General features: G+C 58.4%; 18 protein-coding genes and 4 tRNA genes. 17 read left to right on the plus strand and 5 right to left on the minus strand.

The window, feature by feature from the left end:
- Nucleotides 1-18 precede the first annotated feature (18 nt).
- From IB254_RS24350 to IB254_RS24365, 4 genes are read left to right on the plus strand one after another with little or no spacing between them, the layout of a single operon-like run.
- Complete coding sequence (locus tag IB254_RS24350; RefSeq protein ID WP_192419885.1) at nt 19-759, plus strand: glycosyltransferase family 2 protein; 741 nt, start codon at nt 19-21, stop codon at nt 757-759.
- Nucleotides 756-1,034, plus strand: coding sequence for a lipid-A-disaccharide synthase N-terminal domain-containing protein (locus IB254_RS24355; protein WP_192419887.1), 279 nt, complete (start codon nt 756-758; stop codon nt 1,032-1,034). Before IB254_RS24350 ends, IB254_RS24355 begins: the two co-directional genes overlap by 4 nt.
- 3 nt (nt 1,035-1,037) lie before the next feature.
- A complete protein-coding gene (locus IB254_RS24360; RefSeq protein ID WP_192419889.1) occupies nt 1,038-2,558 on the plus strand; it encodes an ArnT family glycosyltransferase in 1,521 nt (506 codons plus the stop codon).
- A gap of 40 nt (nt 2,559-2,598) precedes the next feature.
- The gene (locus IB254_RS24365; RefSeq protein ID WP_008030762.1) at nt 2,599-3,108 is read left to right on the plus strand and encodes a DUF1993 family protein; all 510 of its coding nucleotides are present in this window, start codon (nt 2,599-2,601) and stop codon (nt 3,106-3,108) included.
- A 1,034-nt stretch (nt 3,109-4,142) separates the two neighbouring features.
- Here IB254_RS24365 and sstT read toward each other — a convergent pair.
- Nucleotides 4,143-5,375 carry a serine/threonine transporter SstT gene (gene sstT, locus IB254_RS24370; protein WP_192419891.1) on the minus strand — a complete coding sequence of 411 codons (1,233 nt, stop codon included), beginning with the start codon at nt 5,373-5,375 and terminating at the stop codon, nt 4,143-4,145.
- Nucleotides 5,376-5,654: 279 nt separating this feature from the next.
- Here sstT and IB254_RS24375 point away from each other — a divergent pair, with 279 nt between their 5' ends.
- On the plus strand, nt 5,655-6,809 hold the full coding sequence (locus tag IB254_RS24375) for an MFS transporter (protein ID WP_008033699.1): 1,155 nt from the start codon (nt 5,655-5,657) through the stop codon (nt 6,807-6,809).
- Nucleotides 6,810-6,812: 3 nt separating this feature from the next.
- Here IB254_RS24375 and nhaR read toward each other — a convergent pair whose 3' ends face one another.
- A complete protein-coding gene (nhaR, locus tag IB254_RS24380) occupies nt 6,813-7,712 on the minus strand; it encodes a transcriptional activator NhaR (RefSeq protein ID WP_192229174.1) in 900 nt (299 codons plus the stop codon).
- Between the two features lie 135 nt (nt 7,713-7,847).
- On the opposite strand from nhaR, the gene IB254_RS24385 reads away from it, so the two are divergent.
- Nucleotides 7,848-8,090, plus strand: a complete 243-nt coding sequence (locus tag IB254_RS24385; protein ID WP_192419893.1) for a hypothetical protein — start codon at nt 7,848-7,850, stop codon at nt 8,088-8,090.
- Between the two features lie 29 nt (nt 8,091-8,119).
- Complete coding sequence (locus IB254_RS24390) at nt 8,120-8,869, plus strand: TerC family protein (RefSeq protein ID WP_008044163.1); 750 nt, start codon at nt 8,120-8,122, stop codon at nt 8,867-8,869.
- Nucleotides 8,870-8,950: 81 nt separating this feature from the next.
- Here IB254_RS24390 and IB254_RS24395 read toward each other — a convergent pair whose 3' ends face one another.
- Nucleotides 8,951-9,121 carry a hypothetical protein gene (locus IB254_RS24395; protein ID WP_192419895.1) on the minus strand — a complete coding sequence of 57 codons (171 nt, stop codon included), beginning with the start codon at nt 9,119-9,121 and terminating at the stop codon, nt 8,951-8,953.
- 167 nt (nt 9,122-9,288) lie between these two features.
- Between IB254_RS24395 and IB254_RS24400 the strand changes: the two genes are divergently transcribed.
- From IB254_RS24400 to IB254_RS24410, 3 genes are all read left to right on the plus strand, one after another.
- Nucleotides 9,289-10,017: a peptidase C39 family protein gene (locus IB254_RS24400; protein ID WP_192419897.1), complete on the plus strand. Its 729-nt coding sequence runs from the start codon at nt 9,289-9,291 to the stop codon at nt 10,015-10,017.
- A gap of 96 nt (nt 10,018-10,113) precedes the next feature.
- Nucleotides 10,114-10,320: a DUF6021 family protein gene (locus tag IB254_RS24405; RefSeq protein ID WP_192419899.1), complete on the plus strand. Its 207-nt coding sequence runs from the start codon at nt 10,114-10,116 to the stop codon at nt 10,318-10,320.
- Between the two features lie 19 nt (nt 10,321-10,339).
- Nucleotides 10,340-10,555: a hypothetical protein gene (locus IB254_RS24410; RefSeq protein ID WP_192419901.1), complete on the plus strand. Its 216-nt coding sequence runs from the start codon at nt 10,340-10,342 to the stop codon at nt 10,553-10,555.
- Between the two features lie 836 nt (nt 10,556-11,391).
- Here IB254_RS24410 and pbpG read toward each other — a convergent pair.
- Both pbpG and folD read right to left on the minus strand, forming a co-directional pair.
- Nucleotides 11,392-12,330, minus strand: coding sequence for a D-alanyl-D-alanine endopeptidase (gene pbpG, locus IB254_RS24415; protein WP_192419903.1), 939 nt, complete (start codon nt 12,328-12,330; stop codon nt 11,392-11,394).
- A 239-nt stretch (nt 12,331-12,569) separates the two neighbouring features.
- The gene (folD, locus tag IB254_RS24420; protein ID WP_008034109.1) at nt 12,570-13,424 is read right to left on the minus strand and encodes a bifunctional methylenetetrahydrofolate dehydrogenase/methenyltetrahydrofolate cyclohydrolase FolD; all 855 of its coding nucleotides are present in this window, start codon (nt 13,422-13,424) and stop codon (nt 12,570-12,572) included.
- Nucleotides 13,425-13,699: 275 nt separating this feature from the next.
- Here folD and IB254_RS24425 point away from each other — a divergent pair.
- The 7 genes from IB254_RS24425 to clpX all read left to right on the plus strand — a co-directional run bounded on the left by IB254_RS24425 (nt 13,700) and on the right by clpX (nt 18,014).
- Nucleotides 13,700-13,776: transfer RNA gene (locus IB254_RS24425), tRNA-Arg, on the plus strand.
- A 32-nt stretch (nt 13,777-13,808) separates the two neighbouring features.
- Nucleotides 13,809-13,884: transfer RNA gene (locus IB254_RS24430), tRNA-His, on the plus strand.
- A 54-nt stretch (nt 13,885-13,938) separates the two neighbouring features.
- Nucleotides 13,939-14,023, plus strand: a tRNA-Leu gene (locus IB254_RS24435).
- 77 nt (nt 14,024-14,100) lie between these two features.
- Nucleotides 14,101-14,176: transfer RNA gene (locus tag IB254_RS24440), tRNA-His, on the plus strand.
- A 402-nt stretch (nt 14,177-14,578) separates the two neighbouring features.
- Nucleotides 14,579-15,889: a trigger factor gene (tig, locus tag IB254_RS24445; protein ID WP_032832734.1), complete on the plus strand. Its 1,311-nt coding sequence runs from the start codon at nt 14,579-14,581 to the stop codon at nt 15,887-15,889.
- 93 nt (nt 15,890-15,982) lie between these two features.
- Nucleotides 15,983-16,618: an ATP-dependent Clp endopeptidase proteolytic subunit ClpP gene (gene clpP, locus IB254_RS24450; protein WP_008034105.1), complete on the plus strand. Its 636-nt coding sequence runs from the start codon at nt 15,983-15,985 to the stop codon at nt 16,616-16,618.
- A 112-nt stretch (nt 16,619-16,730) separates the two neighbouring features.
- The gene (gene clpX / locus IB254_RS24455) at nt 16,731-18,014 is read left to right on the plus strand and encodes an ATP-dependent Clp protease ATP-binding subunit ClpX (RefSeq protein ID WP_007946893.1); all 1,284 of its coding nucleotides are present in this window, start codon (nt 16,731-16,733) and stop codon (nt 18,012-18,014) included.
- Nucleotides 18,015-18,095: the final 81 nt, after the last annotated feature.

Below are 18,095 nucleotides of genomic sequence, written 5' to 3' on the forward strand. Positions count from 1 at the left end.
AGGAAAACAGGGGCCTCCATGAGCCAGGACTTATTTGTATCCGTGCTGATTCCGGCAAAGAACGAAGCGAGCAATCTCACCGCGCTGCTGGAAGAAATCCGCGTCGCGCTGGCGGATGAAGCGTATGAAATCGTCGTCGTCGACGATGGCAGCACTGACACCACGTTGCAGGCGTTGCGGCAGACCCGGCATAACGGGCTGAACACGCTGCGCATTCTGCAACATGAACGTTCGCTGGGGCAGAGCACGTCGCTCTATCACGCCGCGCTCGCCGCCCGTGGCCAATGGCTGGCAACCCTCGATGGTGACGGGCAAAACGACCCTGCGGACATCCCCGGCATGCTGGCGCTGGTGCGCCGTGAGCCGGCAGCCGCCGACCTGCAGTTGGTCGCCGGACATCGGGTCAACCGCCGCGACACCGCCAGCAAGCGCTGGGCTTCGCGGTTTGCCAACGGGTTGCGCCGACGCATGCTCAAGGATCAGACGCCGGACACCGGCTGCGGGTTGAAACTGATCCAGCGCGCGGCGTTCCTGCGTTTGCCGTATTTCGACCATATGCACCGCTTCATCCCCGCGCTGATCCAACGCCACAACGGCCGCATGCTCACCCACCCGGTCAATCATCGACCGCGCACGGCCGGTGTCTCCAAATACGGCAACATCGACCGCGCGCTGGTGGGGATTCTCGACTTGATCGGCGTCTGGTGGCTGATCCGGCGCACACGTCTGAACACCCGGCCGCAGGAGATCGAAGGATGAATCTGTCCCGCGAAACCCTGTGGCTGGTGGTCGGTTTCAGCGGCCAGATCGCATTCACCGGGCGCTTTGTCCTGCAGTGGCTGTACAGCGAATACAAAAAACGCAGCGTGATACCGGTGAGCTTCTGGTACCTGAGCATCATCGGCAGCGCGCTGTTGTTCGCGTACGCCATCTATCGACAGGACCCAGTGTTCATCGCCGGCCAGGCGTTCGGTTCCATCGTCTATTTGCGCAACCTGCAATTGATTGCCCGCAGCAAAACCTTGAAGGACTGACCCATGCGCCGAACCCTTTCACCCGGCATCGAATGCCTGGGGCTGATGCTGCTTGCTTTGTTGCTGGTCGGCGCGGGGCTCGGGTTGCGCCAGCCGCAGAATGTGGACGAGGAACGCTTCCTCGGCGTGGCGCTGGAAATGCTGCACAACGGTTCGTGGTTGATTCCCCATCGCGCTGCCGAGACTTACGGCGATAAACCACCGATATTCATGTGGACCGTGGCGTTTTTCACCTGGATCACCGGGATGCCCGCCATTGCCCTTTACGTGCCGGGGCTGCTGTCTGCCACCTCGGTCACGGCGATGCTCTACGACTTGGGTCGCAGGCTTTGGAACCAACGAGCCGGTCGGACGGCCGCGTTGCTGTACCTGGCGACCTATCAGACCTACAGCATTTTGCGCACCGGCCAGATCGACAGTTTTCTGATTCTGTTCACCTCGCTGGGCCTGTACGGTCTGGCCCGACACCTGCTCCTCGGGCCGGCCTGGCGCTGGTTTTATGTGGGCTGCGCGGCGATGGGAATCGGCGTGATCACCAAAGGGGTCGGCTTTGTGCCGGCGTTGATGCTGATCCCGTATGCCTACGCGGTGCGCAAAGGTTGGTCCGGCGTGGTGGCGATGCCGGGCGAAGCGCGCAAATGGTGCCTGGGTGTTGTGGTGCTGTTCGGTGCCGTGGGCATCTGGCTGCTGCCCTTGGCGCTGACCATTGCTCTCAATGGCGGTGCTGAGGAAATTGCCTACGTGCGGGAAATCCTGCTGCGCCAGACAGCGGGGCGTTATGCGGCCGCCTGGGACCACCGGGAGCCGTTCTGGTACTTCTTCGTCAGCGTCATTCCGCAATATTGGTTGCCGCTGGTGCTCGCGCTGCCGTGGCTGATCCCCGCCTGGCGCCGGCAATTACGCAAGCGCGATGGTCGCGTGTTGGTGCTGCTGGGGTGGGTGGTGCTGGTGGTGCTGTTTTTCTGTCTGAGCAGCGGCAAGCGCAAGTTGTACATTTATCCGGCGCTGCCGGGATTGGTGCTGGTTGCTGCACCGCTGGTGCCTTGGTTGCTCAGGCGCTGGTTCCGCCAACGCCAACTGGGTTGGCGGATTTTTCAGGGGGTGGCGGTGGTCTGGTTCACGCTGTGGTTCGCCCGAGGGTTCATCGAGCCGGTCAAGGACGGCGCCAATCCCCACGAGGCGTTGATGGTGCAGGCGGCGACCATGACTCGTGGTGCAGACCTGGTGTTGGTCCACTGGCGCGAGGGCCATTGGTTGTTCGCAAGGCAGCCGATCGTGCATTTCGGCATGATCGGTTCAACGGTCGAGCAGGCGGCGCAGTGGTTGCGTGAACATCCGCAGGCGTATGCGTTGGTGCCGGATGAACAGCTCGGTCAGTGCTTCAATCCGCAGGCTGCCCGCGAGTTGGGCGAAACCTCCCGGGCGCAATGGTCGATCGTCGGTGCCGACGCCGACAACGGCAATTGCCATCCTGGTCCGCCGGCCCATATCTATCGCTTCACCTGGGACCGTGCATCGCTATAATCGACCCCACGTTTCACTCCTGTCACCACACGAGACTGCCATGACCATTTCCCTGTACGACGCTTCCGTTCCTGTTTTCAAACAAATGCTCAACGCCCTGAGCGACGTTCTGAACAAGGCCGAAGCCCACGCCACCGCCAAGAACATTGATCCGAACGCTTTCCTGCAAGCCCGTTTGTACCCGGACATGTTCCCGCTGGTGCGTCAGGTGCAGATCGCCGTTGATTTCGCCAAGGGTGTTTCTTCGCGTCTGGCCGAGATCGAAGTGCCGAAGTACGACGACACTGAAACCACCTTCGCCGAGCTGCAAGCGTTGCTGACCAAGGTTCTGGCCTACATCGGCGAGATCAAGCCTGAGCAGATCAATGGCAAGGAAGGCATCGAGATCATCACCCGTCAGGGCACGCCGAAAGAGAAGCGCTTCAGCGGCCAGGCTTACTTGCTGAGCTACGGTCTGCCGCAGTTCTTCTTCCACGTCACCACCGCTTACGCATTGCTGCGTCATAACGGTGTGGAAGTGGGCAAGCGCGATTACATGGGCGCGTTCTAAACCGCCCGGATACAAAAAAGCCCGCCAAGGTTTGCGCTTTGGCGGGCTTTTTATTGTTCTTGTGGGAGTGGGGTTATGGTTTTTTGTCTGGGGGCATATCCGTTTTTTCGGTTGCGGCGGCTATTGGTTTCGCCCTTACGGCGAGTCACTTTCGAAGAGCGCGAAAGTAACCAAAGCGCTTTTGCCCCTTTCGTTCGGTGCCTCGCTAAGGCTCGGCATGCCCTCGCTCCGGTCCTGCTCCGTGGGCCCGCCGCGATCGGCCATCCTTGGCCGTGCGCGGCTAACCCGGCATCCATGCCGGGTTGCCCACTGCGCAGAACCTGCGCTCGGCCTCTCGAGGGGGCGACTACCGCCACAGCCGCCGAGGCGGCCTGAAAGCCGACCTGGCTCTTTGGTCGTGCGCACACTTCCGCACTGTGGTGGCCGCACCAGTTATGGATATTTGCACATCCCCCTGTAGGAGCCGGCTTGCTGGCGATAGCGGTGGGTCAGTCGACGCATTTATTGACTGGACGGACGCTATCGCCAGCAAGCCGGCTCCTACAGTTGATCGTATTTATCCAAATACATATGCATTTCCCTTGTAGGAGCCAGCTTGCTGGCGATGGACGTCAACGATAACGCGTACTGTCTGAATGAACGCGTTGCCCCGACGTTTTTCGCCGGCAAGCCGGCTCCTACAGGGGGCGATGTGCGCTTTTGATTTCCACCACTCATCAGGCCGAGCGTTAGCTCGCCTTCAGCTTTTGATCTGAGCGCCCCCTCGAGAGGCCGAGTGGAGGTTCTGCGCAGTGGGCAACCCGGCATGGATGCCGGGTTAGCCGCCCCCGGCCATGGATGGCCGATGGCGGCGGGCCCACGGAGCAGGACCGGAGCGAGGGCATGCCGAGCCTAGGCGAGGCACCGAACGAAAGGGGCAAGAGCCTTTTGGTTACTTTGGGGCTTTTCCAAAGTGACTCGCTGTAAAAGCGAAACCATAAGTGGCCGTTACCGCAGCAACGGATATGCCCCAAACCAAACCACCAAACAGCGCATCAAGCCAAACGCTGAGCCTTCTCGTCCTCACCCAAACAAGCCGCCGCCGTAAACAGCACATCAGTCGAAGAATTCAGCGCAGTCTCCGCCGAATCCTGCAACACACCAATAATGAAACCAACCGCCACCACCTGCATCGCGATCTCACTCGGAATGCCAAACAGACTGCACGCCAGCGGAATCAACAACAACGAACCACCCGCCACACCCGAAGCGCCACAGGCACAAATCGCCGCAACGACACTCAGCAAGATGGCCGTCGGAATGTCCACGGCAATACCCAGCGTATGCACAGCCGCCAGAGTCAGCACCGTAATGGTGATCGCAGCACCCGCCATGTTGATCGTCGCACCCAGCGGAATCGAAACCGAATAAGTGTCCTCATGCAGACCCAGGCGCTTGCTCAGTTCCAGATTGACCGGAATATTCGCCGCCGAACTGCGGGTGAAAAACGCCGTAATGCCGCTTTCACGCAAGCACATGATCACCAGCGGATACGGGTTGCGACGCAGCTTCCAGAACACGATCACCGGGTTCATCACCAGCGCCACAAACAGCATGCAACCCAGCAACACCGCCAGCAGATGCGCGTAGCCGATCAAGGCACCGAAACCGGAAGTGGCGAGGGTCGACGCCACCAGGCCGAAAATCCCCAGCGGCGCAAAACGGATCACCAGGCGCACGATCAGAGTCACGCCGTTGGACAAGTCGCCGAGCACTTCACGCGTGGTGTCACCGGCATGGCGAATGGCGACGCCCATGCCGATGGCCCACGCCAGAATGCCGATGAAATTGGCATTCATCAGCGCGCTGACCGGGTTATCCACCACACTCAGCAGCAGACTTTGCAGCACTTCACCGATACCGCCCGGCGCCGTCACCGCGACGTCGTGGGTGGACAGCACCAGGCTCGACGGGAACATCATGCTGGCCACGACCGCGACCACGGCCGCCGCAAACGTGCCCAGCAAGTACAGAAACAGAATCGGCCGAATGTGGGTTTCCTGGCCGTGCTTGTGGTTGGCGATCGACGCCATGACCAGCACGAACACCAGAATCGGCGCGACGGCTTTCAGCGCCGAGACGAACACTTTGCCAATGAACGCAGTGGACTTCGCCACGTCCGGCGCAATCAGCGCCAGGACAATCCCGGCGAGCAGGCCGATGATGATTTGCGTAACCAGGCTCAAGCGTTTCAAGCGTTGCAATAGCGAAGGGGATGAAGCGGTCATAAAACGGCATCTCTGATTTTATTAGGTGCGGGGTGTCGCGACATCGCGGCCATTAAAGGGCGGATGAACAGCGTGTACGAATCGCAGGGCGCGGACTTTATCACAGCGTCGTCCGCATCCCTCAGACCTGTGACGATCTGCCACCCGCCTGTTAAACGCGATGTGCAGGTTCGTGCAACCGCCTTTGGAAACACTCTGTTAAGATTGCGCATCCTCATTTTCATGTCTGCCAGTGGGCCTTCGGGCTATCGCTGGTGTTGTCGTTTTCTGGAGTTCTGCATGCTGTTGCCCATCCTTCTGTTGTCCGCCGCCGGTTTCACGGTGCTGACCACGGAATTCATCATCGTCGGCCTGTTGCCGGCAATCGCCCGGGATCTTGAAGTGACCATCCCCCAGGCCGGGTTGCTGGTGACGTTGTTCGCCTTCACTGTCGCCGCGTTCGGGCCGTTCCTGACCGCTTACTTCGCCCGGTTCGAACGGCGCAAGCTGTTCATTTCGGTGTTGATCATGTTCGGCCTGGCCAACACCCTCGCGGCGTTTGCGCCGAACATCTGGGTGATGGCCGTTGCGCGGTTGATCCCCGCGCTCGGGTTGCCGGTGTTCTGGGCCCTGGCCAGTGAAACGGCGGTGGACATCGTCGGGCCGGATTACGCCGGGCGCGCCATTGCCAAGATCGGTTTCGGCATCGTTTGCGCGACCGTGTTCGGGATTCCGGTGGGTACGTTGATTTCCGATGCGTTCGGCTGGCGCAGTGCCTTCGGCATTCTGGCGGTGATCGCGTTTGCCAAGGCGTTGCTGCTGTTTATCTACCTGCCCAAAACCAGTCTGCATCAACACCAGGTGAGCTTCCGTTCGCAGTTCAAGATCCTGCGCAGCCCGTTGATGATCGGGCACGTGTTGCTGTCGATCCTGGTGTTCAGCGGCATGTTCACCGCTTACACCTATCTGGCGGACATTCTTGAGCGGCTGGCCGGTTTCAACGGCACTGTGGTGGGTTGGTGCCTGATGGGCTTCGGCGCGGTGGGCCTGATAGGCAACTCGTTGGGCGGTCGCGCGGTGGATCGTCATCCGCTGATTGCTTCCGTGACGTTCTGCGCGTTCATGATCGCCGGCATGGTGACGCTGGTGCCGAACATTCATTCGCCGCTGGGTCTGGCGGCGGCAATGGGCATTTGGGGCGTGACACAAGCGGCGTTGTTCCTGGTCAGCCATGTGCGTTTGATGAAAGCCGCGCCCGAGGCGCCGGCCTTTGCCGCGTCGCTGAACATTGCCGGCGCCAACCTCGGTATCGGTCTGGGCGCGATGGTCGGTGGCCGGGTGATCGACAGCGTTGGCCTGGGTGGACTGGGCTTTGCGGCGGCGGGTTTTATTCTGATCTCGATCCTGTTGGCCATGGCGCTGATGACCTTCAAGCCCCGCGAAGTCTGCGCCTGACCCTCACATCGCGGTGAACAGCTCGCGTCGGGCACCTTCGGTAATCGCAACGATGCCGGGGTGCTTGACCTTGCGCTCCACCGAAATGGCGTAGAACGACTCGGTCACAGCGTCGGTCTGGCCAATCAATTCCACGCCGCACTGACGCTTCACTTCATCGGCAATCACGCTCGGGCCGATGAAAATCCCGCTGCCGGATTGGCCGAAGGCCTGCATCAACGCGCTGTCGTCGAACTCGCCGACGATGCGCGGCTGAATCTGCTGCTCGGCAAACCAGCGTTGCAAACGACTGCGCACCACGGTTTCCGGCCCCGGAATCAGCAGCGGTGCGCCGTGCAGGCTGCGCGGGAAATCCTGGCCGTACTGCGCCGCCAGTTCGGCGGTGGCGAAGAAGCTGATTCCGCATTCCCCGAGTTTCTGGCTGTAGCCCTTGATGTCGAGGTGCGATGGCATCGGGCTGTCGGAGATCACCAGATCGAGGCGCTGAATCGCCAGGTCGGCGAGCAAGCGTTCGAGTTTGTCTTCGCGGCAGGTAATGCGCAGGGGTTCGCTCAGCTCCATAGTCGGCGCGATCAGACGATAGACGATGGATTTGGGCACCACATCAGCCACGCCAACCCGAAACAGAATCTGCTGCTCATTGGGTTGTGCCCGCAACATCAGCTCCAGTTCACCGCCGAGCTGAAACATCTGCTCGGCGTAGGGCAGGGTCTGGCGTCCGGCTTCAGTGAGTTCCAGCTGTCGGCCAACCCGGCGAAACAACTCGATACCGTAGGTTTGTTCGAGCAGGGAAATCTGTCCGCTGATGGTCTGCGGCGTCAGGTTCAGCTGTTCGCAGGCGCGCACGATGCTGCCGGTCTTGGCCACGACCCAGAAGTAATGCAGTTGTCGATAGTTGAGCATGGCGACCTACAGTTCGTGAAAACCGAAGTATAACCGCTAAAAATACGAATTTTCCTGAAGTGTTTGCCTCCCTAGAATGCCTCGCTATCAACGGGCCATCGTTTCGGCCCGTTCTGTTCTATCGAGGAATGCATCATGAAGCTTAAAACCACGGCACTGCTGATTGCGTCTTTACTGGTGCTGGCCGGTTGCGACCAGGCCGAAAAAAGCGCTCAGCAACTGATGGGCAAGGCTGCCGAATCCGCCAAGCAAGCGATTGACGACACCCACAAGGCCGCCGAGCAAGCGCTCAGCGATGCCACCGGCGGGCTGATCAGCAAGAAAGAATCATCGGGCGACGATAAAGAGAAAACCGAATCGTCGTCCCAGGAAATCTAAACCGTCTTAAAACGAGTCAGGACTGACCCATGGAATACCTTTTAGAACTTGCTGCAAGCCCCACCGCCTGGGTCGCCCTGGCCACGCTAGTGGTGATGGAAATCGTGCTCGGCATCGATAACCTGATCTTCATCTCGATCCTGACCAACAAACTGCCGGAGCAGCATCGGCAGAAGGCGCGGCGCATCGGTATCGGCATGGCGCTGATCCTGCGACTGGCATTGCTGAGCACCATCGCGTTCATCGTCCAGTTGACTGAGCCGGTAATCGAGATCCTCGGCCACGCGTTCTCCTGGAAGGACATGATCCTGATCGCCGGCGGCCTGTTCCTGTTGTGGAAGGCGACCACCGAGATCCATCACAGCATGGACCCGGCGCCGGAAGATCCGAAGTCGGCGACCTCGACCGTGACCCTGGGCTTTGCCGCCGCGATCGGTCAGATCCTGATGCTGGACATGGTGTTCTCCATCGACAGCATCATTACTGCTGTCGGCATGACCGAGCATTTGCCGATCATGATCATCGCGGTGGTGGTGTCGGTGCTGGTGATGTTGTTGGCGGCTGACCCATTGGCCAAGTTCATCAACGACAACCCGACGGTGGTGATGCTGGCGCTGGGCTTCCTGATCATGATCGGCATGACGCTGATCGCCGAAGGCTTCGGCGCCCACGTACCGAAAGGCTACGTTTACGCAGCCATGGCGTTCTCGGCAACGATTGAAGGCTTGAACATGATGTCGCGACGGGCCAAGCAGAAGCGCATTGCCGCTGAAGCGTAACCTGGGCTGAAACGAAAACGGCCGCCTGCACTCGCAAGAGTCCAGGCGGCCGTTTGTATTCGGGGTAGTAAAAAGTGCCCGTCAGTGCGCAGTGGCGTGACGTGCAACCGGTTTACCGGTTTTCGTCACCCGAGCCGGCTGGGCGGGGTGGTGATGGTGTCTGCGGGCAATTCGCAGGACTCCCCACAACATGGCGGCGGCAACAGCCAGCCAACTGAAAATCAACATCACAATGGTCATTGTCAGGCTCATCAGTGCCTCCTCTTCGCCCTGCCTCGGGCACACACGCTTTGCAAGTGACAGTCTAGTCGCTGCCATGTTGCAGGCTATTGACCAAAGGTCGGTGCCGACCAATCAGTTCGCTCTATCGAACGCAATCAACTGCCGGTTAAGGCTATACCGCTGTCGCGCGGCGTCCTATGATCAGCGGCCAAGCCGGGAGCACGGACACCTGGCGTCTGAACAAGAGAGTGATGATGGTGCGGGTATTTTCGCGAATTCGAACGGCAGCCCTGATTGTTGGCTGTGTTGCAGGTCTGGCAGGCTGCGCGGGCAGTGTGGCGCCGGAGGTCAAGCGTCTGCCGGAACGCGTGGAACTCAGTGGGACGTTCTACCGTGGGCAAAGCTTTCAAAGCGGGCCCCAGGTGCTGGCCAGTCTGTTGGCCCAGCAGGGCATCGTGATTACCCCGGGGTTGCTCGAAAAACCTTTGCACCTGCCGGGCGCCGAAGCGCAATTGCAGCAGAACATGCAGAACCTCGCCCGCGAGTACGGGATGGTCGTTTACCCACTCGACAGTCATTTGCCTGCGCTGCTGACCCAGGTTGCGGCGGGTTACCCGGTGATGGTGCGCTTCACTGAAGGCTCGGCGTTCTGGGCTGAACCGCGTTACGCCATTCTTGCCGGGTACAACCGTCAGAAGCGGACTGTGTTGCTGCGCTCGGGAATGAATCGTCGGGAGTTGATGAGCTTCAGCTCGTTTGAGTCGTCGTTCAAAGATGCGGGTGGTTGGGCGGTGCTGATCCAGAAACCGGAGCAGATTCCGGCCAATGTTGATCAGTCGCGTTGGTTGAAAGCGGCGAACGACCTGGCGCAGGCCGGCCAGGAGCAGGCCGCTGCCCGTGCGAAGAAGGCGCTGACTTCGCAGTAAGCTTCCCGTTCGTCATCTGCCCGGCACTGCCACTTGCGATTGGCCTCTAAAGGATAAGGGCCCGGATGTTTCCGGGTCCGTCCCAAGGAGGCGCCCATGACACATCCCACTTCACCCTCCGGCCCGCATTCGTCCGAGCATTCATCAGGCAATGAGTTGGGTTTCGATCCGGATTCACCGGACGTTGCCGACCCTCAGGTCGACCCCATCGGACCTGCCAGGGCGCCCAGGGATGTTAAACCGGGCGAGCCGGGCAAGGCTCCCGCCAAACCTTACGACCCGCTCGCGAATTTGAAACCCTGACGTTTTGTGTGAGGTGCGTATGTCTACTGATTCGAGTTTTGACGACAAGCGTCCGGACAGTGTTCCAACCACTGTGGAGGATGATATTGATCCAGTGATGGATCCGGACAGTCCGATGCGTGATCCGTTGGCCAGGCCGGTGGTGAAGCCGACTGAGCGTCCTCGCGGTACAAGGGATCCGAGTGCGGGGGATGGTATTCCGGATGATGACCTGATGCCGTTGCCGAATGATTGAGGTTTTTGGTTTGGCGTTCAGTGGGTTGGGGGTATATCCGTTATTGCGGTAACGGCGGCTATTGGTTTCGCTTTTACAGCGAGTCACTTTCGAAAAGCGCGAAAGTAACCAAAGCGCTTTTGCCCCTTTCGTTCGGTGCCCTCGCTAAGGCTCGGCATGCCCTCGCTCCGGTCCTGCTCCGTGGGCCCGCCGCGATCGGCCATCCTTGGCCGTGCGCGGCTAACCCGGCATCCATGCCGGGTTGCCCACTGCGCAGAACCTCCACTCGGCCTCTCGAGGGGGCGACTACCGCCACAGCCGCCGAGGCGGCCTGAAAGCCGACCTGGCTCTTTAGTTGTCCGCGTTGTCCTTCTCTGATGCGTTCACTCATTCCCGACATGTACACCACCCCCCTGTAGGAGCCGGCTTGCTGGCGATAGCGGTGGGTCATCCAACATATTTACTAACTGGATGGACGTCAACGATGACGCGGGCTGTCTGAATGAACGCGTCGCCTAGACGTTTTTCGCCGGCAAGCCGGCTCCTACAGGGAATCCCATACGCTTTTGATTCCCACCACTCATCAGGCCGAGCGTTAGCTCGCCTTCAGCTTTTGATCTGAGCGCCCCCTCGAGAGGCCGAGTGGAGGTTCTGCGCAGTGGGCAACCCGGCATGGATGCCGGGTTAGCCGCCCCCGGCCATGGATGGCCGATGGCGGCGGGCCCACGGAGCAGGACCGGAGCGAGCCACCGAACGAAAGGGGCAAGAGCCCTTGGTTACTTGGGGCTCTTCCAAGTGACTCGCCGTAAGGGCGAAACCGCCAGCCGCCGTTACCGAAGAAACGGATATACACCCAACTACTTCGAAGCCTCAACCACACCACTCTGACGGTGCTTGAGGTTCTTCTCCGACTTGTACTGCAAGGCCTCAGACGGAACGTTGGCGCCCTTGCCGGTCTCGACCCAGTTGCGAATACGACTGGCATCGGCGAAGTGTGTGTACTTGCCGTACGCATCGAGAATCACCAGCGCCACCGGACGATTACCCATGCTGGTCACCAGTACCAGGCAGTGGCCGGCTTCATTGGTAAAGCCGGTTTTGGTCAACTTGATATCCCAGTTCGGCTTGCCGACCAGATGGTCGGTGTTGCGAAAACCCAAGCTGTAATTGGGTTTGCGAAACGAGACGGTTTTTTCCTTGGTGGTGCTCAACTCGGTCAATAACGGGTACTTGTGCGCCGCGATCAGCAATTTGCTCAGGTCGCGTGCGGTAGAGACGTTGCGAGGGGAGAGGCCGGTCGGTTCGACGAAGTGGGTGCTGGTCATGCCCAACGCCTTGGCCTTGGCGTTCATCGCGGCAATGAATGCGACATAGCCGCCCGGATAGTGGTGGGCCAGGCTCGCGGCTGCGCGGTTTTCCGAGGACATCAGGGCGATCAGCAGCATTTCCCTGCGCGGCAATTCGCTTTTGAGTTTCACCCGGGAAAACACGCCTTTCATTTCTGGCGTATCGCTGATGTTGATATTGATGTACTCGTCCATGTTCTGCCTGGCTTCGACCACGACAAGACCGGTCATCAATTTGCTGACGGAGGCGATAGGGACAACCACATCGGGGTTACTGGCATAGATGACTTTGTTGGTCTGCAAATCCAGCAGCAAAGAGCTGCCGGAAGCCAGCTTGAGTTGTTTCGTATCTCGAGGTGCCGCGGTGGTTTCAGCAGCATTGACCGCTGGCGTGATGAACGTCCCTGTAAATGCAAAAAATAGGCTCAGGATGGAAAGACGGATTTTCACGCTGGCAGACTCATAAGGTGTGGATTAGCCGTTTTGTAACGGGTTGTTTCTTTAAAAACGACGCATTTTAGGAGTATGGCTGAAGAACTGTCGATGGTTGTTCAATCAACAAGTCAAAGTCCTTGAAAAGCCCTACAAAACAGCAGGTTTCCGGCGAGTGGTAGGGGCTGTTCAGCGGGCAAAAAGAACCCCGCCATTGGCGGGGTTCTTTTGTTCGTTGCCTGGATCGAGGCGTGAACTCAGCTGTGCAGTGTTTCCGCTGCGTACAGCGTGTTTTCCAGCAGGCAGGCGCGGGTCATCGGGCCGACGCCGCCCGGTACTGGAGTGATCCAGCCAGCGCGGGGCAGGGCGGTTTCGTAGATCACGTCGCCGACCAGTTTGCCGTCTTCCTGACGGTTGATGCCGACGTCGATCACGATCGCGCCTTCCTTGATCCATTCACCCTTGACCAGGCCCGGCTTGCCGGCGGCGACCACCACCAGATCGGCACGACCGACGTGGCCTGCCAGATCCTTGGTGAAGCGGTGGGTGACGGTCACGGTGCAACCGGCCAGCAGCAATTCCATCGCCATCGGTCGCCCGACAATGTTGGAGGCGCCGACGACCACTGCATCCATCCCGTAAAGATCGGCCCCGGTGCTTTCCAGCAGGGTCATGATCCCTTTGGGCGTGCAAGGGCGCAGCAGCGGAATGCGCTGGGCCAGACGACCGACGTTATAAGGATGGAAGCCGTCGACGTCTTTGTCCGGACGAATGCGTTCCAGCAATTTGGACGCGTCCAGGTGTTCAGGCAACGGAAGCTGAAGCAGAACGCCGTCGATTGCCGGGTCGTCGTTCAGGCGATCGATCAGGGCGGTCAGCGCTTCTTGAGTGGTTTCGGAAGGCAGGTCGTAGGCTTGGGAAATGAAGCCGACCTCTTCACAGTCTTTACGCTTGTGCGAGACATAAACCTGAGAGGCAGGATCGCTGCCGACCAGGATCACCGCGAGACCGGGAGTGCGCAGGCCTTGCTGGCGACGCTCGGTGACGCGTTTGGCGATCTGCTGGCGCAGGCTGGCGGCGATCGATTTGCCGTCGATTAGTTGTGCAGTCATTGCGCGTGATTAACCATCGAGAGGGGAAAAAAAGAGAACGCATTCTCGCATGTCATGAGGTGAGGGCAAAGGCGCTTGGTCTGCAAATTCCTCTAACCCCTTTAATTAAATGAATTTTTTTTAAAAAGGATTTGACGCCCTACGGGGGGCTCTATACTATTCGTCGCACTTGTCGGGCACAGCCTAGCACTGGTTAAGAAGGTCGAGTGGAATTACGGTTCTGCAAGGCTGGAAAGCACTTAGTTTGTAGTCCTTCAAGGGTACAGATTAAAAAGGCGCCCGTAGCTCAGCTGGATAGAGCATCCGCCTTCTAAGCGGATGGTCGCAGGTTCGAGTCCTGCCGGGTGCGCCATTAGGCAGCTTTGGCACAAGTAACGCGATATGGTGGGCGTAGCTCAGTTGGTAGAGCACGGGATTGTGACTCCCGTTGTCGTGGGTTCGATCCCCATCGTCCACCCCATATTTCGAAAGGCGCCAGATTAACAGTCTGGCGCCTTTGCTTTAACGGCTACATGCGGATGTGGTGGAATTGGTAGACACACTGGATTTAGGTTCCAGCGCCGCGAGGCGTAAGAGTTCGAGTCTCTTCATCCGCACCAAATAAAGCTTCATTCAGGCCGCTGGCTTGGCTGGGGCTCAACGAAGAAGTTGTTTGGCTTCTTTGTTACGCAATATGGTGGGCGTAGCTCAGTTGGTAGAGCACGGGATTGTGACTCCCGTTGTCGTGGGTTCGATCCCCATCGTCCACCCCATATTCCGAAAGGCGCCAGATTTAACAGTCTGGCGCCTTTTTTGTTTTAGTGGTTTGAGTGTTTCGCGGCTGCAGGTTCTGGGTCGCGGGCGCAGGGCGTTTCGTCGTATTTTTGTTTCTCGATGATGCCGTGCTGCTCGCCGGTCTTGCTCGCGAGATCGGCTGTCAGGGAGATGCCTGGCAATCGCTTCTATATATAGAAGGGTTGGCGCAGAGCCCTGGCATGATTGGCTGTATTTGCCACCGGGGCGAGATGCATTTATGCATTCGCACCTATAAATTGCCTGCTGCGTTGTTACCCGTTTTCAGTAGGGTGACTTCTTGAGTTTGACCTACTAGAATGCATGCCCTTGATTCTGGGGTCGGAAACGGCCGGCCAACGTCTGTGCAACGAGGAATATCCATGCAAGTTTCTGTTGAAAATACTTCTGCTCTTGAGCGCCGCATGAGCATCACCGTGCCGGCTGAGCGCATCGAGACTCAGGTCAACAAGCGTCTGCAGCAGACCGCCCAAAAGGCCAAGATCGCTGGTTTCCGTCCAGGCAAAGTGCCGATGAGCGAAATCAAGCGCCGTTTTGGTGCTGATGCACGTCAGGAAGCTGTCGGCGACGTCATCCAGTCCTCTTTCTACGAAGCCGTAGTTGAGCAAAAGCTGAACCCGGCTGGCGCTCCTTCGATCGAGCCGAAATCCCTGGAAGCTGGCAAAGACCTGGAATACGTCGCGATTTTCGAAGTGTTCCCAGAGTTCACCGTTGCCGGTTTCGAAGGCATCACCGTTGAGCGCCTGAGCGCTGACGTGGCTGACGCCGATCTGGACAAAATGCTGGACGTGCTGCGCAAGCAGAACACCCGTTTCGAAGTGGCCGATCGCGCCGCTCAGAACGACGACCAGCTGAACATCGATTTCGTCGGCAAGGTTGACGGTGAAGTGTTCGCTGGCGGTTCCGCCAAAGGCACTCAGCTGGTTCTGGGTTCCGGCCGCATGATCCCGGGTTTCGAAGACGGTCTGGTTGGCGCTAAAGCCGGCGAAGAGCGCGTTCTGAACCTGACCTTCCCAGCTGACTATCAGAACCTGGACCTGGCGGGCAAAACCGCTGAGTTCACCGTGACTGTGAACACTGTTTCCGAGCCAAAACTGCCTGAGCTGAACGAAGAATTCTTCGCTCAATTCGGCATCAAGGAAACCGGTCTGGAAGGCTTCCGCGCCGAAGTTCGCAAGAACATGGAGCGTGAACTGCGTCAGGCAATCAAATCCAAGGTCAAGAATCAGGTAATGGACGGTCTGCTGGCCACCAACCCGATCGAAGTGCCAAAGGCTCTGCTGTCCAACGAAGTTGACCGTCTGCGCGTGCAGGCTGTTCAGCAGTTCGGCGGCAACATCAAGCCTGACCAACTGCCGGCCGAGCTGTTCGAAGAGCAAGCCAAGCGTCGCGTTGTTCTGGGTCTGATCGTGGCTGAAGTGGTCAAGCAATTCGACCTCAAGCCTGACGAAGCCCGCGTTCGCGAAATGATCCAGGAAATGGCTTCGGCCTACCAAGAGCCTGAGCAGGTTGTGTCCTGGTACTACAAGAACGAGCAGCAACTGAACGAAGTCCGTTCGGTTGTGCTGGAAGAGCAAGTTGTGGATACTGTTCTGCAGAAAGCTAGCGTGACCGACAAATCGGTCTCTTACGAAGAAGCGGTCAAGCCGGTAGAAGCTCCACAAGCCGACTGATCTTTTCTGCGGTAAGAAGCACACACCATAAGCCAGCCTTCGTGCTGGCTTATGCGTATTCAAGACATAACTATTTGGGAGTGACTGCAGAGCATGTTCCGTAATTCGTATATTCAGCAGAACTCTGATATCCAGGCCGCAGGCGGCCTGGTCCCGATGGTTGTCGAGCAGTCTGCTCGTGGCGAGCGCGCCTACGACATTTACTCGCGTCTTCTCAAGGAGCGGGTGATCTTTCTGGTGGGTCCGGTAGAGGACTACATGGCCAACCTGATTTGTGCGCAGCTGCTGTTCCTTGAAGCGGAAAACCCGGACAAGGACATCCATCTCTATATCAACTCCCCGGGCGGTTCGGTGACGGCGGGCATGTCGATCTACGACACCATGCAGTTCATCAAGCCAAACGTGTCGACCACCTGTATCGGTCAGGCTTGCAGCATGGGCGCATTCCTGCTGACCGCCGGTGCTCCTGGCAAGCGTTACTGCCTGCCGAACTCACGCGTGATGATTCACCAGCCACTGGGCGGTTTCCAGGGGCAGGCTTCGGATATCGAAATCCATGCCAAGGAAATCCTCTTCATTCGTGAGCGTCTCAACACGCTGATGGCCAAGCATAGCGGGCGCACGCTTGAAGAGATCGAGCGCGACACCAACCGCGACAATTTCATGAGTGCAGAAGCCGCGCGTGAATACGGGTTGATCGATGAAGTGATCACCCAGCGCCCCGCTTAATATAAGCAGCTCAAAATAAGGCAGGTCGGCTGGTCCGATCACCAGCGGGCTTGAAAAAGCCCGCAATAGCCTTCATCTTGTGTTGCAAGCCTATCGGATTTGGATCGAACGAATGACTGACACCCGCAACGGCGAGGACAACGGCAAGCTGCTCTATTGCTCCTTCTGTGGCAAAAGCCAGCATGAAGTGCGCAAATTGATTGCCGGCCCCTCGGTCTTTATCTGCGACGAGTGCGTCGACCTGTGCAATGACATCATCCGAGAGGAGGTGCAGGAAGCCCAGGCGGAAAGCAGCGCGCATAAATTGCCTTCGCCTAAAGAAATCAGCGGCATCCTTGATCAGTACGTGATTGGTCAGGAGCGTGCAAAAAAGGTTCTGGCTGTAGCGGTGTACAACCACTACAAGCGCCTGAACCAGCGTGACAAAAAGAATGACGATGTCGAACTTGGCAAGAGCAACATCTTGCTGATCGGCCCGACAGGCTCGGGTAAAACCCTGCTTGCCGAAACACTGGCCCGCTTGTTGAACGTTCCGTTCACCATCGCCGACGCAACCACCCTCACCGAGGCGGGTTATGTGGGTGAAGATGTCGAGAACATCATTCAGAAGCTGTTGCAGAAGTGCGATTACGACGTAGAAAAAGCCCAGATGGGCATTGTCTACATCGATGAGATCGACAAGATCTCGCGCAAGTCTGACAACCCGTCGATCACCCGGGACGTTTCCGGTGAAGGCGTGCAGCAGGCCCTGCTCAAGCTGATCGAAGGTACGGTCGCTTCCGTTCCGCCTCAAGGTGGTCGCAAGCATCCGCAGCAGGAATTCCTTCAGGTTGACACCCGTAACATCCTGTTCATCTGCGGCGGCGCATTCTCTGGTCTGGAAAAGGTTATTCAAAACCGTTCCACCAAGGGCGGCATCGGTTTCAACGCAGAAGTTCGCAGCAAGGAAGAAGGCAAGAAAGTCGGTGAATCCCTGCGTGAAGTCGAGCCTGACGATCTGGTCAAGTTCGGTCTGATCCCGGAATTCGTCGGTCGTCTGCCGGTTCTTGCCACGCTGGACGAGCTTGATGAGGCTGCATTGATGCAGATCCTCACCGAGCCGAAAAATGCTCTGACCAAACAGTATGCCAAGCTGTTCGAGATGGAAGGCGTGGACCTGGAATTCCGGGCCGACGCACTCAAGTCGGTCGCCAAACGTGCCCTGGAACGCAAGACCGGTGCCCGTGGACTGCGCTCGATTCTCGAAGGTGTATTGCTCGACACTATGTATGAAATCCCCTCGCAGTCCGAGGTGAGTAAAGTAGTGATCGATGAAAGCGTTATAGAAGGCAAGTCCAAGCCACTGTATATCTACGAAAACAGTGAGCCGGCTGCCAAGGCCGCGCCAGACGCTTAAGCGTCACGCAGCTGGAATAAAGAAGGGGCCTTCGGGCCCCTTTTCTTTTAAACCATTTTTAACGTCCTCTTTGCGCTTGTT

This window comes from Pseudomonas sp. PDM03, from assembly GCF_014852385.1.
GTDB classification, from domain to species: Bacteria; Pseudomonadota; Gammaproteobacteria; order Pseudomonadales; family Pseudomonadaceae; genus Aquipseudomonas; species Aquipseudomonas migulae.